This window comes from Psychrobacter sp. NPDC078929, from assembly GCF_050267985.1.
Classification (GTDB): domain Bacteria; phylum Pseudomonadota; class Gammaproteobacteria; order Pseudomonadales; family Moraxellaceae; genus Psychrobacter.
The window spans coordinates 132700-151531 of sequence record NZ_JBNNFX010000007.1 but is presented as its reverse complement, the minus strand read 5'-3'; the positions used below and the strand labels follow the sequence as shown (position 1 = coordinate 151531).

Annotated in this window: 18 protein-coding genes; 6 read left to right on the top strand and 12 right to left on the bottom strand. The window is 42.6% G+C overall.

Annotated features, from left to right (window positions below):
- Nucleotides 1-131 precede the first annotated feature (131 nt).
- Nucleotides 132-743, top strand: coding sequence for a hypothetical protein (locus ACQKCG_RS06075; protein WP_134292834.1), 612 nt, complete (start codon nt 132-134; stop codon nt 741-743).
- Between the two features lie 159 nt (nt 744-902).
- Here the strand turns inward: ACQKCG_RS06075 and ACQKCG_RS06070 are convergent, their stop codons facing one another.
- From ACQKCG_RS06070 to ACQKCG_RS06055, 4 genes are all read right to left on the bottom strand, one after another.
- Nucleotides 903-1280, bottom strand: coding sequence for a DsrE family protein (locus ACQKCG_RS06070; RefSeq protein WP_134292833.1), 378 nt, complete (start codon nt 1278-1280; stop codon nt 903-905).
- 177 nt (nt 1281-1457) lie between these two features.
- On the bottom strand, nt 1458-2009 hold the full coding sequence (locus tag ACQKCG_RS06065; protein WP_134292832.1) for an acyl-CoA thioesterase: 552 nt from the start codon (nt 2007-2009) through the stop codon (nt 1458-1460).
- Nucleotides 2010-2068: 59 nt separating this feature from the next.
- Complete coding sequence (locus ACQKCG_RS06060) at nt 2069-3166, bottom strand: YheT family hydrolase (RefSeq protein WP_134292831.1); 1098 nt, start codon at nt 3164-3166, stop codon at nt 2069-2071.
- 215 nt (nt 3167-3381) lie between these two features.
- Nucleotides 3382-3984, bottom strand: coding sequence for a YigZ family protein (locus ACQKCG_RS06055; RefSeq protein WP_134292830.1), 603 nt, complete (start codon nt 3982-3984; stop codon nt 3382-3384).
- Nucleotides 3985-4181: 197 nt separating this feature from the next.
- Between ACQKCG_RS06055 and ACQKCG_RS06050 the strand changes: the two genes are divergently transcribed.
- Both ACQKCG_RS06050 and ACQKCG_RS06045 read left to right on the top strand, forming a co-directional pair.
- Entirely contained in the window at nt 4182-4886 is a 705-nt protein-coding gene (locus tag ACQKCG_RS06050) for a pseudouridine synthase (RefSeq protein ID WP_134292829.1), read from the top strand.
- Nucleotides 4887-5263: 377 nt separating this feature from the next.
- Complete coding sequence (locus tag ACQKCG_RS06045) at nt 5264-6328, top strand: disulfide isomerase DsbC N-terminal domain-containing protein (RefSeq protein ID WP_134292828.1); 1065 nt, start codon at nt 5264-5266, stop codon at nt 6326-6328.
- Nucleotides 6329-6482: 154 nt separating this feature from the next.
- Here ACQKCG_RS06045 and ACQKCG_RS06040 read toward each other — a convergent pair whose 3' ends face one another.
- The gene (locus ACQKCG_RS06040; RefSeq protein WP_227678835.1) at nt 6483-7301 is read right to left on the bottom strand and encodes a DUF2939 domain-containing protein; all 819 of its coding nucleotides are present in this window, start codon (nt 7299-7301) and stop codon (nt 6483-6485) included.
- A gap of 255 nt (nt 7302-7556) precedes the next feature.
- On the opposite strand from ACQKCG_RS06040, the gene dnaJ reads away from it, so the two are divergent.
- From dnaJ to ACQKCG_RS06025, 3 genes are all read left to right on the top strand, one after another.
- On the top strand, nt 7557-8693 hold the full coding sequence (gene dnaJ, locus ACQKCG_RS06035) for a molecular chaperone DnaJ (RefSeq protein ID WP_057757637.1): 1137 nt from the start codon (nt 7557-7559) through the stop codon (nt 8691-8693).
- A 173-nt stretch (nt 8694-8866) separates the two neighbouring features.
- Nucleotides 8867-9697 carry a 4-hydroxy-tetrahydrodipicolinate reductase gene (gene dapB, locus ACQKCG_RS06030; protein WP_134292826.1) on the top strand — a complete coding sequence of 277 codons (831 nt, stop codon included), beginning with the start codon at nt 8867-8869 and terminating at the stop codon, nt 9695-9697.
- Nucleotides 9698-9774: 77 nt separating this feature from the next.
- Entirely contained in the window at nt 9775-10698 is a 924-nt protein-coding gene (locus ACQKCG_RS06025) for a hypothetical protein (RefSeq protein ID WP_201556071.1), read from the top strand.
- A gap of 83 nt (nt 10699-10781) precedes the next feature.
- On the opposite strand, the gene ACQKCG_RS06020 is transcribed toward ACQKCG_RS06025, so the two are convergent.
- The 7 genes from ACQKCG_RS06020 to gshA all read right to left on the bottom strand — a co-directional run bounded on the left by ACQKCG_RS06020 (nt 10782) and on the right by gshA (nt 18584).
- On the bottom strand, nt 10782-11957 hold the full coding sequence (locus ACQKCG_RS06020) for a type III PLP-dependent enzyme (protein WP_102091404.1): 1176 nt from the start codon (nt 11955-11957) through the stop codon (nt 10782-10784).
- A 146-nt stretch (nt 11958-12103) separates the two neighbouring features.
- Nucleotides 12104-12658, bottom strand: a complete 555-nt coding sequence (gene def, locus ACQKCG_RS06015) for a peptide deformylase (RefSeq protein ID WP_057757649.1) — start codon at nt 12656-12658, stop codon at nt 12104-12106.
- Nucleotides 12659-12891: 233 nt separating this feature from the next.
- Complete coding sequence (locus ACQKCG_RS06010) at nt 12892-13146, bottom strand: GlsB/YeaQ/YmgE family stress response membrane protein (protein WP_057757652.1); 255 nt, start codon at nt 13144-13146, stop codon at nt 12892-12894.
- Nucleotides 13147-13505: 359 nt separating this feature from the next.
- Entirely contained in the window at nt 13506-14987 is a 1482-nt protein-coding gene (gene mpl / locus ACQKCG_RS06005) for a UDP-N-acetylmuramate:L-alanyl-gamma-D-glutamyl-meso-diaminopimelate ligase (RefSeq protein ID WP_101204691.1), read from the bottom strand.
- A gap of 260 nt (nt 14988-15247) precedes the next feature.
- Entirely contained in the window at nt 15248-15883 is a 636-nt protein-coding gene (locus ACQKCG_RS06000) for a copper resistance protein NlpE N-terminal domain-containing protein (RefSeq protein WP_227522890.1), read from the bottom strand.
- Between the two features lie 432 nt (nt 15884-16315).
- The gene (locus tag ACQKCG_RS05995; protein ID WP_134292233.1) at nt 16316-16828 is read right to left on the bottom strand and encodes a disulfide bond formation protein B; all 513 of its coding nucleotides are present in this window, start codon (nt 16826-16828) and stop codon (nt 16316-16318) included.
- Nucleotides 16829-17009: 181 nt separating this feature from the next.
- Nucleotides 17010-18584, bottom strand: coding sequence for a glutamate--cysteine ligase (gene gshA / locus ACQKCG_RS05990; protein WP_134292234.1), 1575 nt, complete (start codon nt 18582-18584; stop codon nt 17010-17012).
- Nucleotides 18585-18832: the final 248 nt, after the last annotated feature.

Genomic DNA, 18832 nt, shown 5'->3' with positions numbered 1-18832 from the left:
CGCTAAAGCGTGTCTTTTTCATAGGATTCTCCTGCTGGTGTATTTTAGCAGTTAATCTCTATTTGTAAGTGTTCTTATTTATTGGGGGGATTACCCTATGATTCAAAAATTCAAATGATATGAGAAAGAATATGAAGAATAATGATTTTCTAGATGAACCTACTGAAGATTTAATAAAGCAGTATATAGATAAATTCGAATTAGATGAAAGGTACAAGTATGGAGATAGTGCAATAATAAAACTGTTCGAAGCATTTCCAAATAACACTTCTCTTGAAGATATTATTTTAAAGGTCAGTGTGATTAATGAGCTATATAGCACTAGCATTTATAGTGTTTTCAAGGTGGCTCAGCATATATTAGAATGTGATGTCGATGAAAACATAAAGGCAGGAAATCCGGAGCTTGTACATCAAATCGCTACTGGACATAACATTCGTACTAAAAAGAATAATAAAGAAATCAATTTTTATTCTTTTGCTACTAAGTATTGCAATTGGCATAACCAAATAGATTATTCTATATATGACAGCTTCGTAGAAAAGACACTCATCGCCTACAAGGAAAGAGATAGTTTTTCAGACTTTAAGAAGAAAGATTTAAAGAGTTTTAAAAAATTTCACCAAGTGATTTTAGATTTTATTACGTATTATAATCTTAACGGAAAAAATGCGAAAGATATTGATAAGTTCTTATGGATATATGGAAAAGAGAAGTTCCCACCTAGTTATAAAAATAATTAAATAGGTTCTAACGGCTTATCTACCACTCAGTTTTAATTCTTTGTAAGATATTAATTCTTACTAAGATTTTCAAAAAAAAGATCAGTATCCAAGCCACCAAAACGATGACTAAGAAACTGACTCACTTCTACAGCTTGATTAACTGAATTTGCTTATGTCCTAATTCAACTGCAACGACCCTTTCGCATTCATCAACAGCTCAACCACATCATCACCACTAATTACTTCAAAGCGCTTGTCGATATCTGACTCTTCTACACCGTTGTGTTTCATGCAAGCGCCGCAGACCAATACTTGACCACCTTTTTCGATAAAGGCTTCTAGTAACTCACCAGCTGGCTCAAACGGATCGCCGATATCTACATTGTCTAGCGCGTTTGGTTTTGCCAGATGTACGGCATCCACCATTAATATCACAGTAGCAGAATGGCCTTTTTTCAGTGCCACGCCTGCCATGGTAAACGCTAAAGTAATTTTGCTTGGGTTTGACTCGCTATTATCAAATAACGTACCGACATAATTTGTTGTATTAGCCATATTATTCTCCTTATAAGACTATATTTGTTTTGTCTGAGTATGTACTCACCACTATCCTAACATTTATTATATGTATTTATATAATGAGTTGTTATGGAATAGTAGCTATAAGGTTGCTTGCTCGTACTATCTGTTGAATAAATTAAAAGTAATAGATTTCTAGCTTATAAAGTTAAGTCAGTCAGCTGTATCGACAGGCGGCCACGGACGATCAGCATCACTTTTGATCCACTCAGCCACGTAACCTGTTGGCGGTAGATCCCAGTCAGATTGACCAAGTGCAGCCAATACTTGTGCAGTGTCGATCACTCTGCCACCTTTGGTCACACCGGTACGCAGTAGTCCAGATGAGCAAGGCTGTCCTTTAACCCACATTGATTGCTCAATGTACAGCCAGCGCGCGTCGATACCGACGATTTTGGTCTTGAGCGTGACTTTTTGAAAGGCGCGAATACGCTTACGGTATTGAATAGTGCTGCCAGCGATGACCAAACCCCAGCGTTGTTTTAACAACTGCTTGCCAAGCCCAGTCCGCACCGCAAAGTCCATACGACCCAAATCATAAAGCGTAAATACGCGGCCGTTATTCATCTCCAAAAAATTATCTATATCGGATAAGCGGCAGCGAAACTGAATCTCACTGGTGTCCTTAAACGTCAGTATATCGCCGTTTTTTGCTTTTAAGGCAGCATGAGCAATGGTGCTAGCATAACGGATAAATGGGTACATAAAACACTCTCAAAAGGTTATAAACGTTGGTGTTATTATTTTGTCATTGGTGACAGTGATTATTTATTGTCAGAGGTTACATCTTGAGAGGGTTCGCTAGTAGAAGCTACACCAATCCAATTAAAATAAGCGCTGACAGTTTCAGGTATCCAGTTAATATCGAATTTTGAAGTCTTGGATTCTTTATCATTGGTGACAGACGATTTGCTTTTGGACTGACCGTTGTCTGAGCGATAACGCAGATAACCGATGTGTCCACCGTGCTCAGTATCTAAGATGGTGACACTATCAGAGACATCATTTGGCGTAGCGGTAAAGCCAATAAAAGGATCGTCCTTTGCACTGATTAATAGCAGAGGGTGGGTGACGTTGCGCAAATACGGCATGGCGGATGCGGTATGATAATAGTCGTTTTTGGAGCGATATCCGTGACGCGGCGCGGTAAAGATGTCATCGAAATCACTGATACGATTGGCAGCTTTGATAGAGTTGATTTCATCCTGCGTGAGATCGTTTGCCAATGCTTTTTTGATAATTGGGTTAAGCAGATAAGGCGTATAGATACGATGACTCAAAAAGCTGTGCATAGTAATGGCAGCTGAGGACATATCGACTGGCGCGGAGATAACAACGGCACCTTTACATAGGACTTTGTCCTCATATTCGCCCATGTATTTGGCCAGTGCATTGCCACCTAGAGAGACACCAACGGCATAGATATTGGCATACTGCTCACGCAAATTCTGTAGCGCATGATGCACCTCGTCAGTGTCACCGGCGTTATAAAATACTGTACCACTGGCAGGAATACCGCCGCAACTGCGGAAATGTGCCACCACAAAATGCCAGCCTTGCGCATGCATTTGGTACGCCAGTGCGCGAGCGTAATGACTGTCACTACTGCCTTCCATGCCATGGAAGAGGACAATCAATGGGGTTTGCTCAAGCTCGCCATCTTTTGACATTTCTACAGGGTGCGCATCATAAAAGTCATAGGCAATATCGCTCTCGTCCAATGAGTCTTTTTCGACCACACGGCGGTAGATCGGTGCCTTTGGCGCAAAAAACTTGGGTAAGATGCTTTGCAAATGTGGATTGGTTAGCCAAAATGGTGGCTTAAAAGGTGCTGGAGAAAAAGGTTTGGTCGAAGTTGACATATATTGGTCTTATTTAATGATCGTGAAAAAATAAATAGAGTAGTGTGATAAGGGTTTTTTATCATAACGCCAGTACCTGTGAAAACCAATAATTTTCAGTGAACGCATGATTACTGAAAACAGTTATTGAAAACAGCTACTGAAACAATTTAACGAATAAATATATTGAACACAAAACTGTCCAAAATTTGCGACGAGAATAGCTAGTCAGATTTTTAGTCTTCTGGTTTATCCAATACTCGACCATCCATTGCTAAGCGCGCTTTTAAATTTTCGACATCTGCTTCAGCAAGTGTGGCGGTTAAGGTCACTTGTTTGCTATAGGCGACATCGTCGATATGACCGCCAAGGCTTTCTATCATATAGCGGCATTGCGCTTCGGTCGCAAATTCTGCCAGTATTTGAATCTGGGTCATCGGTACATAAGGGTTTAGTATCATTTCATCGACGGCCGCTTGGGCAGAGCCTGCATAAGCACGGGTGAGACCGCCAGCACCCAATTTGATACCACCGAAATAACGCACCACGATGACAATTACGTTGCCGATCGACTTATGCTGCAGCACATTTAAGATCGGCCTGCCCGCTGTACCACTTGGCTCGCCATCATCATCAAACCCTGCACTGGTGGTGTTATCAGGGTCACCCACGATATAGGCCCAGCAAAAGTGACGCGCATCTGCATATTGTTCACGTAGCTGTTCCACGTGAAACATTGCTTGCTCGCGAGAGGTCACCGGATAGGCATAAGCAATAAACTCAGATTTTTTAATTTCGAGTCGCGTGGTAACGGCACGTTTTAACGTTTGATAGCTCATATTTCATCAGGCTTAGGTTGGATATGTTAAACTGGTCTGACTTTCACTGGCTTTTGTATTGGGCACAGTGTTCATTTAATTTTTCATTATAGTACCATTTCTAACCATCGAAGATAACGAGCCGCTCACGGCTGAGTGCTGGCGTCGTTAATTTCTGATTTAGGGCTGGTATAATAAAACCGATGGTAGTAAATAGTATGCGTTTAGATAAATTCATTAGTAAAGCCACCGAGCTGTCGCGTAAAGAGTCAAAAAAGATCATGCACGCCGGCGAGATTACCGTAAACGATCAAGTAGTCAAAGATCCTGGCCTACATGTCGATGTGGTCAATGATGATGTGATGTGGGCAGGCGAGCCGTTGTCGGTCGCTGCGGGTAATCGCTATATCTTATTGTATAAGCCTGAAGGCTTCGAGTGCACGCTAAAAGTTAAAGAGTATCCAATCGTCACTGAACTGATTGCTGTACCAGAATTGGGTAGTCTGCGTATCGCTGGACGTCTCGATGTCGATACCACTGGCGCATTGCTCATGAGTGATGATGGCGGCTGGCTGCACCGTGTCACCAGTCCTAAGCATGAGCATGCAAAGGCGTACGAGCTGACTTTGGCAGATGCAATGGATAGTGATGCACAAGAAAAAGCCGTTAAGAAAGTGGCTGAAGGCATCTTGCTTGAAGGGGATTACGAGCCAACCAAGCCTGCTGTTCTTGAGTTCATTGATGAAAAACATGCACGCCTAACATTGGAGCAGGGCAAATACCATCAGGTCAAACGTATGATGGGTTACTTCGGTAATCGAGTAACTGAGCTGCACCGCGCTAGTATCGGTCATATCAATCTAGAAGGCCTAGAAAAAGGCGATAGCCGTTTCTTAACGCCAGAAGAAGTTGCTAAGTTTTAAGAAATAAGCACTGAAGCTATTAAGCTTTGGCCTTAGTATTTGTCTTGAAATTATTGTTTTAAACCCATTAGCAGCCGCTACCCAGTGTGCTGCTTTTTGCGGTCTGCTATATTGTGTTTATGTCTACTATCTGGCTGTGTTGCCTATCTCTTAAAGCTAAGTAGCAGTTTTGCGATTTTAGCTATTTATTGCTTTGTAAAACCATCCCATATGCTACAGTCTTTTTTATCTATATTTTTATGACAGACAACCCTTAAACCAATTCCAAAAATCTGACTAATCAGAAAATGTAGTGCTACCTTTCAGTTAGTTGTAGATTTGGAATTGGTCTTAATATTGAAAACTGCCATTATTAAAAATCAGATAGGAATCTCTCTGTGACATTACCTGTATTAAAGTCCGCTAGCCTAATAAGCGTCATACTATTAGCAACCACTGCTTGCGCTCAGCCAAGTTTAGCGGATGCTAATAGCAATAACGTAACGCAAAGCACTACAAGTTCACAAGCAGCTCAAGTAGTGAGTGCGAATATCGATAAGCGATTGCGTCAAATATTGACCCAAGCAGGCATCAAAACACAGATTACTTCTATTGTGCCGTCCAAACTGCCCAATATGTATAAAGTGAATTTGGCCGGACAACTGCCGCTGCACATCACCGAAGATGGTCGTTACGTCATTCAGGGTGAGCTACAGAAAAACCCAAGTAAGCAAGTTGTCACTAAAACACCAGTACGTAGCACGAGTGCGCAAGTAGGCGAACCTGTCAGTGCCTCAGTCAAATCGTCTCTGCTAGCAAATATGGCTGCGCTTAAGAATATGAGCGCTAAAACGCCATTCTTTTATACCGCAGTACCGGGTGTCATCTGGGGTGCAACGCTAGAAGGGGTGCCGTTTTTACTATCAGATAATGCGCAGTATATTACCGATGGTGAAATATCAGTCATCGAAAATGGTCAATTTATCGGCCTCGATGAGAACTTTGAAAAACGCAAAAACCAGTCTGTGTTTGCGTCATTGGACAAAAGCCAACTGATTACTTATCCAGCAACCACTACTGAGAGAGCCGTTATCTATGTGGCGGATGATGTGAATTGTCCTTATTGCCGCCGATTACATCAGCAAGTGCCATCACTCAATGCGAAAGGTGTGACAGTCAATGTCATCGGCTATCCGATATATGAGGCGTCACCGAAGCAGATGCGTGGTATCTGGTGCCAAGCGGATGCAGACAGTCGTCGTCAGGCATTTGACAGGGCAATGCTACAGGGTGAAATGACACCTGCATCAGCAAGTTGTACAGTTGACCATGTGACACCCAATCGTGAAAAAGCAGCTGGACTTGCGGTGATGGCGACGCCTGCCATCTACCGTGAAGATGGCGTACTATATCAGGCGAGTTTTGAGAGTCCAGAATTTCTAGAATTCTTGGGCGTTGAATAATCGACTGGTATGGTTAAGTGTTTCAATAATTCAAAACTTTAAGGTATTGGACTGCTAAACAACATAAAAAAACCGCCTTATGAATCAGTTCATAAGGCGGTTTTTTATGGTTCTATTCAGACATTTTTGCATCTCAAAAGCTGTCTTAAATAATTTATGGTAAGACGATATCAACGATTTTCCAATTGATAAGCCCTTCACGCTGCATCTCGATAGTGAGAGGGTAGCCTTTTACCTGACCACTAATACTAAAGCAATTAATACCGCAGTAGCTAAGCGTTGGCTTTTCACTGTCATTGCCTTGGGCTACTTGCTGCTCAAGTTCTGCCGCTTGTTTTTTCATGACTTGCTGTATTTGGCTTTTGACCACGGCATCGACATCACCGCGCTGAATGATTAAGCTTTGAATTAGGTTTTTCAAGTCGACTTGATCGCTAGCGATGGCCCATGCTGCGGCTAGCTCTTTGGTTGCTGTATTGGCTTGACCTTGGGTATTAATCACTTTTTCGATATTCTGCGGGGTAATAGCCCCTTCAACTGCCTGCGCGATAAAACTATTCGCGGCTTCGGTCAACGGCTCACCGCCCAATTCAGAAATTAGTGGATACTTAGTCATTGTCGTCGCAAATTGGCTGGTTAGCTGATTTTGGACGCTTGGTCGCACTTGCTCATAATCAATAGCCGCTGCGATAGTGGCACCGTCTTTATCGTCATAAGCGTTTTTGAGCTGATAAGCACTGTAGTAAGGCGAGCCTGCATACACTGCTACCGCAATTATGATTAATAGAATAACCAGCTTTTTCATAAGACTTGATACCTTGTCGCAAGCGTCATCACTATGAGTATAAATGACCGTAGATGTGACGGTAAATATTAGCACGACTGGGCACCGCTCAGGTACGAAAAGCTTTGCAGTAACCTTAATGAATCGTTTGGCTTTTGCCGCAGCGATGCCAACTGCTAATTTCATCATTTAAGAGCTTGATAAATCAGCAGACCATCTCCATAAATAGCGCAAACTTTTTATAATTGATTTGGCTAAGCAGCCTTCACCGTATTTTTTGGTTAAGTCTAAGCATTATGGTTCTATAGCATGATGAGTTGTTATGTTTCATGTGAAACGTTATACGTATCCGATGGCTAAGAACCACGAATAAGATTAAGACAACTATCAATTGAGCTGATGATTTGACGAACCGGTGTGGCTGTAAAGACGATAGGAGAGAGCATGAGTAAGCGCGATTTTTATGAAATATTAGGTGTCAGCAAGACCGCTGACAGCAAAGAAATTAAGCGAGCCTACCGTAAGCTTGCCATGAAATACCATCCAGATCGCAACTCTGATGATCCTGATTCGGAAGACAAATTCAAAGAAGCTTCAATGGCTTATGAAGTATTGAGCGACGAAGAAAAACGTTCAGCCTACGACCGCATGGGCCATGCAGCCTTTGAAAACGGTATGGGTGGCGGCGGCTTCGGCGGCGCAGGTGGCGGCAACTTCCAAGATATCTTTGGCGATATCTTTGGTAACTTCGGTGATATTTTCGGTCAGCAGCGTGGTGGCGGCGGTGGGCGTTCGCGTCGCGGCTCTGACTTGCGTTATGTGATTGAGCTGACATTAGAAGAAGCTGTACGTGGCTGCAAAAAAGAAATCAGTTTCACGGCTCCTGCGCCTTGTGATACTTGTGATGGTAAAGGGGCAAAAAATGCTTCTGATGTGGTCACCTGTCAGACTTGTCATGGCCAAGGTCAAGTACGTATGCAGCAAGGTTTCTTTGCGGTACAGCAAGCTTGTCCTCATTGCGGCGGTACTGGTAAACAGATCAAAAACCCTTGTTCGGACTGTCATGGCAATGGCGTAAAAGACAAATCACGCACGTTAGAAGTCTCTATCCCTGCAGGCGTCGATGATGGTGATCGCGTTCGTCTAGCAGGCGAGGGCGAAGCGGGCGGCGCTGGCGTACAAAACGGCGATCTATATGTCGAAGTACGCGTCAAACAGCACAATGTCTTTACCCGCCAAGGCGCTGACCTATATATGGATGTACCAGTAAGTATCACTGATGCAGCGTTGGGTAAAGAAGTCGAAATCCCAACCTTAGATGGCAAAGTGAAAATCAAAGTGGCAGAAGGTACGCAAAGCGGTAAGTTGCTGCGTGTACGCGGCAAAGGCGTAACGCCAGTCCGTACTACTATGAAAGGTGACTTGATTTGCCGTGTGGTTATCGAAACGCCAGTGAATCTGACTCGTGAGCAAAAAGACTTGTTACGCCAATTCCAAGACACTTTGGATGATGACAGCAAGCATCAACAGTCGCCACATAAAAAGTCATTCTTTAAAAAAATCGGCGACTTGTTCGATTAAGAAACAGTCTAACTAAGTAGCTAGTATTAAACTAAGCCCAAAGGTTTCACATGAAACCTTTGGGCTTTTTATTGATGGTATAAAAAGCCCTTCGTGTGATGATATTTGCTAAACTTACGATAAATGATAGTCAAAAATAGTTTCATCAAATATAAAACGTCTAAGGTAAAAACATGAGCGAACAATCGAATAATAAATCTATCAATGTTGGGGTAATCGGTGCAGGCGGGCGTATGGGTCGTATGCTTATCGAGGCAGTACAGAATAACCCGCAAACTACATTAAAAGCAGCGATTGAGCGTCAAGGCTCTAGCTTAGTCGGTGCTGATGCAGGCGAAGTTGCTGCTATCGGCCATTTAAATGTGCAAATCGTTGATGACTTAGCCGCTGTGATTAACGATATCGATGTACTGATTGATTTTAGCTTGCCTGACGCCACTGAAAAAAACATGCAAGTTTGTGCTGAGCATAATGTCGCTATGGTCATCGGGACGACAGGATTTAGTGAACAGCAAGAACAAGTACTGGCAAAAGCAAGTGAGAAAATCACTATCGTATATGCGGGCAACTATTCGACAGGCGTTAACTTATCATTGAAGCTACTTGGGATGGCTGCCAAAGCGTTTGGTAATGATGCTGATGTAGAAATCATCGAAGCCCATCATAAGCATAAAATCGATGCACCTTCTGGTACGGCGTATATGATGGCCGAAGCTGTCGCAGAAGCGCGCGGACAGAACCTAAAAGACGTCGCTATTTATGGCCGCGAAGGCCAAACTGGCGAGCGCGAATCTGGGACAATCGGTATCCACGCGGTACGTGGTGGCGAAATCGTAGGCGACCATACTGTGATGTTTATCGCAGATGGCGAAGTGGTCGAGATTACCCATCGTGCACGCGCGCGCATGACATTTGCCGCTGGTGCAGTACGTGCCGCAACTTGGGTTGTTGAGCAGGAAGTAGGTCAGTACAACATGCAAGATGTACTTGGATTAAGTGACTAACGACTATTTATGGTTGACGGTCAAGTTTAGCGTTATAACTGATAGCTCGATGACTTAATAGCAGCAAAGGAGTAGGTATGAATAGCATTAAACGTTATATTAGTCATAGACTGATTGGTGCTGTTTGTACCATCAATCTTGCAAGCCTATCAGCCTTTGCACTGAGTCTAGCGGTCCTACCAGTAACCGTACACGCCAGTACTGCTCAAACCTATGTTATCCATACTTATGGTGGGGCTAGTCTGTTACCTGCAGTTAGGCAACAATTAAATAGTAGCGCAGACGGTGGTACGGTGACTACCTATCAAGATAAATTGGTACTACAAACGACGGCACGCAATTATCAGGCGGTACAGCAATTGTTATTTCAGATTGACCGTCAGCCACAGGCATTGACGGTCGCTGTACGTGTTGGCAATAGTAGTGGCCTGCAAGGCAATATTCAGCAAGGTCAGGTCATTATTACCAATCGCGGTATCCAAGGTGCAGGGGTTATTAGTCAGCGTAGCAGCCAGCAGCAGGGTAATAGTCTACATCAAGTACAAACACTATCTGGCAGTGCGGCGAGCATCAGCACAGGTACGCTTTATTCGCTAACTCAAACCTATAATGCTAATAACCATTTGACTTATCATCGTTCAGCTAACGATAACTTCAAACCACAGATTGTGATTCAGCAGCAAATACTATTGCCAACGACACAAGGGATTGCCGTCACACCAAGATTGCTGCCCAATGGACAGGTGGAAGTACAACTTTCCCAAGTAGAAGAAAGGTTAGTGCAGCCGAATTCACCTTATAATCGAATGAGTTCTACTAATCATACTAACAGTGCTAGCAATGCTATTCGAGGTCAAAGATTGAACAGTACGATGATCGTGCCACGTGGACAATGGGTAACGATTGGAAAGATTTCACAAAACTCAAGCAGTAGTACCAGTAACGGTAGCCGAACTATTAATAACAACAATAGCGTGCCTATTTCTTTAAGAATTGACTAGTTGAACAATCAAATCATTAAGAACAAAAAAGCGCGATACGGGTGTTAACTGTGCCGCGCTTTTTTGTGGAACAGTATTAAGTACTAGTCAATATAAACCACTTCGAGCGGTGGGAAACCATTGAACTCTACCGATGAGTACGAATTGGTATAAGCACCAGTGGTGAGCCAGTAGATTTTATCACCAATCTCAAGCTCTTCTGGTAGCTGATAGCCTGCTTCTTCATACATAATATCGGTTGAGTCACAAGTTGGGCCTGCCAGTACTACTGTGCCTTCACTGGTAGACGTTTCCATCTTAGGCGTATAGACAGGGTACTTGATTGCTTCACCTAGCGTTTCGATTAAGCCTTGGAATAGACCAACGTCGGTATATACCCAACGAGTCAAATCGGTATCTGACTTACGAGAGATCAGTACCACATCACTAACCAAGACACCTGAACCACCAACGAGTGAACGGCCTGGTTCTAAAATAATCTCAGGCATCTCATCATCATTATAATCATCAGTCAAATAGCTGGTAATCTCTTCTGCATAGACCTTAATAGGATTGACTTCGCTGATGTAGTTGGTTGGGAAGCCGCCACCTAGATTGATCATTTGTAGCTTGATGCCTTCTTCGTTCTTCATCCAGTCAAACATATATTTAACTTTGGCTAATGCATCATCCCATGCAGCGACGTCTTTTTGCTGGCTACCAACGTGGAATGAGATACCATAAGGCACCAAGCCCAGCTCGCGTGCTTGAACCAGTAGGTCGATGGCCATATTAGGATGGCAACCAAACTTACGTGATAATGGCCATTCTGCTGTCTCTGATCCTTGCACCAAGATACGAACAAATATTTTAGAGCCTGGAGCGTGTTTGGCAATGTTTTTTAGATCCGCTTCTGAATCAGTCGCATATAGATCGATGCCTTTCTCAAAAGCATATTTAACATGCTCAGCTTTTTTGATGGTGTTGCCATACGAGATACGAGATGGATCAACGCCGCAACCAAGCACGCGATCAAGCTCATAAATAGAGGCACAGTCAAAGTTAGAACCAAGGTTTGCTAGTAAATTGATTACTTCCACCGCAGGGCTAGCTTTCATTGCATAATGCAGTTTTGCATTAGGAAACAGACTTACCATTTCATGGTATTTGGTTTCGATTCGACTAAGGTCAACTACCAAGAAAGGCGTCTCGCGACCTTCAGCAGCCTTGGTAAATTTCTGCCAGCTGGCAGGTTCAAAATATTGGTCAATTTTGATCATTGTCATAGTAGTAAACCTTTTGTGGAAACTGTATCGGTTAGAAAAATTATCGCCAAACGGTGAATGCTAAATATTAACACTCACTGTGACGTAACTATGTGAAGGATAAAGACGAAATAAAAAAGATAAGAATAAAGAGTAGGGCTTTAAGAATTGACGGCTTGTGTCTGTTTTTCTGCTGATTGAGCTTCTTGCTTTTCGCGTATTTTAAGAACTTTGCGAACTTTATCACGAGCACGAGTCTGTTTAAGACGAGACAAGTAGTCAACGAAGATTACGCCATTTAGGTGATCCATTTCATGCTGGATACAAACAGCAAGCAGTCCTTCGACTACTTCGTCGATGACCTCACCGTTACCGTCTAACGCTTCAATACGGACTTTATTAGGACGCTCGACCTTGTCATAGACATCAGGTACAGATAAGCAGCCTTCTTCATACGGTTGCTTTTCTTCTACCAGTGGCGTGACTTTTGGATTGATAAAAACTCTAGGAGAGCTTTTGTCTTCAGACAAATCCATAACGATAAGCTGAATATGATGATCCACTTGACTGGCTGCAAGCCCAATGCCTTGAGCATCATACATCGTCTCGATCATGTCTGCGATTAAGGTTTTGATTTCAGCAGTCACTTCCTTGACAGGCTTGGCGATAGTACGCAAGCGAGGATCTGGGTAACTTAAGATAGGGAGTAGTGCCATAACGCTCACCTCAATGATAAGGACAAAATAGGGTTGATATTATAAGATAAATGGGGACAAAAGTAATGCTTATCAATACTTTCGCAGTCATATGATGCTATATGCATATAGAAAGACTGGATTTTGATGATAAATGGCATAAAAAAGCCCTGCTTAACGCAAGGCTTTGTTTATATAGTATTTTAATTAGCTAGTAATCATTTATGATTAAACTATGCATGGCTTATGACCAATTATGCACGGCGTTTGTTTACAATCATTTCATATAGGAACAATAGGATAATTGCACCGATCACTGAGAATATAAGACCAGTGAAACCACCATCAGCGTTAATACCGATTAGGCCAGCTAGGAAACCACCTAGCATTGCACCAACGATACCCAATACGATAGTCATAATCCAACCCATGGGGTCATTACCTGGTTTGATAGCACGCGCTAATAAACCTGCGACTAAACCTACAATAATCATCCAAATAAAGCTCATGTTATTCTCCTAATATTATTAATATTTATAATGTGTTACAAGTTTTGATGCATCTATTGTAAACATTCCTCAAACGCAAAAGTAAGCATAAAATGTTACTACTGTAGGGGCTATGTGAGGAAAAAGCCTGATTTGCTATTGAGTAAGGACAATAAGTAAACGAAAGGTTACAAAGGTAGCAGTGGTGCTAACAGCGATTATCAAGGTGGTACCTGTAGTGCCGAATTCATATAAATGAAATCATATAAATATTAAAAATAAAAAACGCAGCCATCTACTAGATGAGCTGCGTTTGTATATAGGGAAATAAGAAGAGCGGTTTCTTTATAAGAGATGCTTCTTTATCTTAGCTAGAAGCATTAGCCGTTATGCAATGCGGTTAATAAAAGCTGATGAATTCCCTCAAAGCCGCCATTTGACATAACTACAATCGCGTCACCTGCTTTTGCATGACTGCTAATATGCTCAATGATATCATCAATGCTTGATAACACTTGTTGGTTGCCGATAGAGTCGCTAGTAGCCTTAGCTTGTTCGATGACCTCTTTTAAGCCCCATTCCAAACCAGTAGGCTCGTACCATAATGTGTAGTCAGCAAGTGCCGCTGATTGAGCCAAGCTGTCTTGATGAATGCCCATTTTCATGGTGTTACTACGCGGCTCAATGATAGCCCAAATGCGTCTATCAGCTAGCTTCTTTTTGGCACCATCTAATGTGGTCGTAATAGCCGTCGGATGATGGGCAAAATCATCGAAAACTAAGATGTCATTGACGTCGCCAATCAGCTCCATCCGGCGCTTGATACCAGCGAAATCTGATAAAGCGGTACAGGCAGTCTCAACACTGACACCAACATCATAAGCAGCAGCGACAGCAACTAACGCGTTATTGACGTTATGGATACCGCTCATTGACCAGTTTACGATAGCAGTTGCTTCTTCGTTAGGAGCAAAACTAACTTTGAACTTACTACCGTCTTCTTGAATCAGCTCAGCCTGCCAGTCGCTACTATCTTTTAGAGCACGCGTATTTTCGCTGGTATCAGCTAAAGTAGAGTCGATGACGGCAGTACGCCAGATAGGTGTCCAAACCCCTTTTGCTAGCGTATCTTCTAAACTGATGGTCGCGGCTGGCATGATAATTTTACCAGTGCTTGGAATCATACGCACCATATGGTGGAACTGAGTTTGTATCGCATTGAGATCTGCAAAGATATCTGCATGATCAAACTCAAGGTTATTCAAAATAGCAGTACGCGGACGATAGTGAACGAACTTTGAGCGCTTATCAAAGAAGGCAGAATCGTACTCATCTGCTTCAATTACAAAGTAGCCAGATTTATCATTATCGCTTTTATCAGCACCCAAATAGCTGCTGTGCGCAAACACTTGCTGTAAGTGCTCGTCAGTTGTATCAACCAATGGCACACCGCCAATCAAAAACCCTGCATCGATACCAGCATAATGTAATATCCACGCAAGCATAGTCGTGGTTGTGGTCTTACCATGCGTACCTGCAACGGCGATTACGTGACGTGACTGCAATACTTGCTCAGATAAGAACTGCGGACCTGATGTATAGCGCAAGCCATTATCTAGCATATACTCAATCACATCCATGCCGCGCTTCATCGCGTTCCCAACGACGACTAAGTCTGGCGTTGGTTGCAAATGTTCTACTAGGTAGCCCTCTTCGATAGTCACGCCAGCATTTTCGAGCTGAGTGGACATAGGAGGATAGACATTGGCATCTGAACCCGTGACTGTATGCCCAAGCGCACGTGCTAGCAATGCTAGTGAGCCCATAAAAGTACCACAAATACCAAGGATATGAATATGCATAGACGTTCCGTACGCGCTTGAATGAAAAGAATAGAGAGCTGATAAAATAAAGTATGAGGTGCCTAGCTGTTATCAGTAAAAATAACCACTCTGATAAACAACGACCAATATATCAGCTGGGCAAACAAACAATCATTGTAAAGTAAACCCTGTTCGATGACCAATAAAAAACGCCTAACAAGTAGGCGCTATGTAGCTAATGTAATTTCGGCGTTTAGTATGTAGAGATACGCCAACTAACAGTCAGCATGATGACGCTTTTATTTGCGAGATAACGTATAGTCATCCTCTAAATTATCGTGTTCATCAATCCGTATCAAGTGGTTGTCTTGGATATGATAGGTCTCGATATTTTTCCCTTCATAGACAATGGTGATTTTATCATTGTCTTGTCGGTAGATACCCGATTCGAGTAGAGGTGTTTTTGGTTTTTCAGGATTATGATAATAACTTGCTTTTAGTACGGAACCATCAGCGAATAAGTTCAATGTAACGTCGATACTGTCGCAATCTGTACAAGAGACCATGCCGCCGTAATCGCCCATCAATGTTGCTTGCAGCATACTGCTTTTCGCTTCTGATCGCTCCATAGAGCTGTCTGTGTAGGTATCTTTATTTGACTGAGCAGCAGCAATCAATGATTGTCCTTCTGCCATTTCGCTTGACTCATCATTAGTTGCTGATTCAGCGTTGTCATCTTGAAAAGGTTGTGAAGCACCCTGTGATTCAGAGTTAGTAGTAGCGAACGTAGATACCATGTCTTTTTCGGTGTTAGATGAGGCACTATCACAGCCTACTAGTAACATGCATAAAGGCACTACAAGTAACGATGGACGCCACCGTTTTACGATAGCAAGCGTGGTAGAGCAAATAGGAGCAAGATATATCATGGTCATACCAAAAACAGTTTTTAAAAAGAATTTTTAAAGCTGGTTTGCACATCGACAACACAGCATTATTGGCGAAAATAAGGACAATCAAAAAGAGACGCTTAGCGATAACTTAAGTTGAAAATGATAAATGTCTTACATATTTTTCATATAAAGCACTCAGCTTTATATAGTCATAAATTTCTTAAGGCTATCTGTCAATAGAATAAGCTGGCTAAAGATATCAAAGGCTTGAAAATATCTCTGTGGATTTTTTGTTGTTGCTCATGTATCTAAAAGGTAGAGTGGGTGGTAGAAATACTTAGTGGTATTGCTAATATGGGTTGTAAGAGCGGATTAATAGTAGATAAAAAAACAGACATTGTATCGAAGATAGCAATGTCTGTTTTAAAAGCAGAACTAGGAAAGAAACCTAACGTCTTATTGAGTCATAAGATACTACTTGGAAGATTTTACGATACGCATTAATATCAAGACATGTACGATCAGCAGCACACTAAATAGAATCAACGACTGCTCAGGAATACTTAATCCCATAAGCATCCAATCAACAGAGGCGCATTCGCCAGATCCTGCAAATACTTCTTTGAATACTTGTAGGATAGGGAGGGTATCAAGCCAATAGTTCAGTCCTGGACCACAAGAAGGTACTTGGTCAGCAGGTAAATGTTGCAGCCATACATGGCGTGCTGCTACCGCAGTTGCCCAGCCGATACCTACTAGACTCCCAAGCCATAGCAATAGTCTTATCACTTTAGACTTAGGATTAAACAACGCTGATATCAGGGCAAATCCGCCCATGACGATTAGACCAACACGCTGAAAAATACAGAGTGGGCAAGGTGAAAGCCCTAGATGACGCTGTAGATAAAACAGCGCAAAACTCATGCCTATGATGGCCATTATCACCAAAAATACTTGCAGGTTACGGTAAGTGGTTAGCTGTCGCATTGTGCGGTTACTCTTATGGGTTTATCTATAGTAGATGTGGGGTAGCAATCAAGATTAAGCAGTCAAAACCTCACAGTCAGGATTTAGAAATCAGACCTTAGCAATCGTCAACTAGTCATCAGAATTCAGCAATCAATAACTGGCAGTTAAAAGTTAGTAATCAAAAGCTAGTAATCACGCCTTAGCGATACTGCTGTAAAAATTCCGCAAAGTCTTCTGTTTCAGATTGCTCAATCTCAGCTTGCTGCAAGATAGATTTTTCTGCCAATACCTCGTATTTAGCTTGGGTATTTGGACTAAGTGTCTGCTGTAATAAAGACTCGCGATGCTGCTGAGCCAACGTAAATCCGAGCTGCCATAAGCTGCCTAAGCGTTTGCTGTCGGAATTTACTTGTGCAGAGATAGTCGACTCAGAGTGTCCTGCTTTGCCCTGCATTAGTGCTACAGCTGCACGGTAATCATTACCACCGTAGTGAGCATCAAGCAACGCAGCAAGCGGCTGCATACGCTCTAGATGCGTTAGCATCCAGCTTTCAAGTGACTGCTCTTGACTATTATTGATAATATGCAAGTCATCACGGCGACCTTCATTGACCACCCGCTCAAGATTGATAGCGAGCGTGTCTTCTTCTTCAGGTAGCAGGTCTGGTGAGTCACTGAACAGGCAATACAGCGCCATCACTTCCAAGAAACAAGCACTAGAGAGGCGAATACCTACGTCACTATATGGGTCAAGATCGATAGCACGGAACTCAACATAAGCGATACCGCGACGCTCAAGCGCCTCGGTTGGTGTTTCACCGCTCATTGCGATTTGTTTAGGACGAATAGGGCTGTAGTACTCGTTTTCTATCTGCAGAATATGATTGTTAATTTGGATTGGATTGCCATCTTCGTCTTCTAGGCCAAGCTTAGCAAAGCTTTCGTGCGGCGTTTGAATAGCACGGCGCAGACCATCGACATACTCTGGCAGATAGTTGTAACGGATATCAAGCTGCTCTTGCACGCTATTGGTATAGCCAAGCTTACCCATACGCAGGCTAGTCGCAGCAGGTTTGTAATAAGTCGAATCATTAAGCAATTCTAAATCGTGCTCACGCCCTGCCAAGAAGCAAGGACACACGCTTGGACTGGCACCTAGTAAATATAAGACAAGGCTAGTCAGACGTTTAAAGTTACGAATCAGCCCTAAGTATTTCTCGTTTTTGAACTCTGTCAATGTTTGGCTTTGTGCAGTCGGTGTTTGTGCTTGCCAAGTCTCAAACAACGTATCACCAAAAGACAAGTTGTAATGCAAACCAGCAATCGTCTGCATGCGGCGACCATAGCGGATACCAAGGCCACTACGATATAGGGTTTTTAGCTTACCCGTATTAGAGCTACCGTAATCAGCTAGTGGGATATCCTCATCTTTAGAAGACAACATACAAGGCATCGATAATGGCCACATCAGCTCACCTTCAGGTATGCCCTGATAGACCAATACGTGCAATTGGCGCAGCATATTGAGGGTCTCTTTTGGTGAGGATTTTGGTTCAGTGATGAGCTCAAGCAGACTTTCTGAGTAATCGGTAGTAATAAAAGGATGGGTAAGTTTTGACCCAAGTTTGGCTGGATGCGGGGTCTGTGCCAAGAAACCATCAGGCTTTACGCGTAGGCCCTCTTTTTCAATACCGCGGAGCATACCCGTTAAGTGTTGGCTATCAAACCAATTAGGGATTTCGAAATTAACAAAGCTACTCGCAAAATTACTCATAATAGTCATCTATTGTTATTTATTATGGCGGATCAAAACACGATAAGCGTTTGTCCATAAAATAGGTAAATGTTAGGTCAATAATTCCGTCAGTTTAGCTCAAAGCTGTCTTGAAAACCACGGACAATTACAAATACGATAAGCTTTAGGCAAAGCGATTTGTGAGGATTTTGACCCTGTTTTTAATACAAATTCATCTCGAATATAGCGTTATTCTGGCCAGACAGTTTGATAAAAAAAGCATCTAC

Coding starts and splice junctions, on each gene's coding strand:
- ACQKCG_RS06040 (WP_227678835.1), bottom strand. CDS start 7,301: ATGATGAAATTAGCAGTTGGCATCGCTGCGGCAAAAGCCAAACGATTC.
- ACQKCG_RS06020 (WP_102091404.1), bottom strand. CDS start 11,957: ATGATCAAAATTGACCAATATTTTGAACCTGCCAGCTGGCAGAAATTT.
- ACQKCG_RS06050 (WP_134292829.1), top strand. CDS start 4,182: ATGCGTTTAGATAAATTCATTAGTAAAGCCACCGAGCTGTCGCGTAAA.
- dnaJ (WP_057757637.1), top strand. CDS start 7,557: ATGAGTAAGCGCGATTTTTATGAAATATTAGGTGTCAGCAAGACCGCT.
- ACQKCG_RS06000 (WP_227522890.1), bottom strand. CDS start 15,883: ATGACCATGATATATCTTGCTCCTATTTGCTCTACCACGCTTGCTATC.
- ACQKCG_RS06010 (WP_057757652.1), bottom strand. CDS start 13,146: ATGAGCTTTATTTGGATGATTATTGTAGGTTTAGTCGCAGGTTTATTA.
- dapB (WP_134292826.1), top strand. CDS start 8,867: ATGAGCGAACAATCGAATAATAAATCTATCAATGTTGGGGTAATCGGT.
- ACQKCG_RS05995 (WP_134292233.1), bottom strand. CDS start 16,828: ATGCGACAGCTAACCACTTACCGTAACCTGCAAGTATTTTTGGTGATA.
- ACQKCG_RS06065 (WP_134292832.1), bottom strand. CDS start 2,009: ATGTACCCATTTATCCGTTATGCTAGCACCATTGCTCATGCTGCCTTA.
- def (WP_057757649.1), bottom strand. CDS start 12,658: ATGGCACTACTCCCTATCTTAAGTTACCCAGATCCTCGCTTGCGTACT.
- ACQKCG_RS06070 (WP_134292833.1), bottom strand. CDS start 1,280: ATGGCTAATACAACAAATTATGTCGGTACGTTATTTGATAATAGCGAG.
- gshA (WP_134292234.1), bottom strand. CDS start 18,584: ATGAGTAATTTTGCGAGTAGCTTTGTTAATTTCGAAATCCCTAATTGG.
- ACQKCG_RS06025 (WP_201556071.1), top strand. CDS start 9,775: ATGAATAGCATTAAACGTTATATTAGTCATAGACTGATTGGTGCTGTT.
- mpl (WP_101204691.1), bottom strand. CDS start 14,987: ATGCATATTCATATCCTTGGTATTTGTGGTACTTTTATGGGCTCACTA.
- ACQKCG_RS06060 (WP_134292831.1), bottom strand. CDS start 3,166: ATGTCAACTTCGACCAAACCTTTTTCTCCAGCACCTTTTAAGCCACCA.
- ACQKCG_RS06055 (WP_134292830.1), bottom strand. CDS start 3,984: ATGAGCTATCAAACGTTAAAACGTGCCGTTACCACGCGACTCGAAATT.
- ACQKCG_RS06075 (WP_134292834.1), top strand. CDS start 132: ATGAAGAATAATGATTTTCTAGATGAACCTACTGAAGATTTAATAAAG.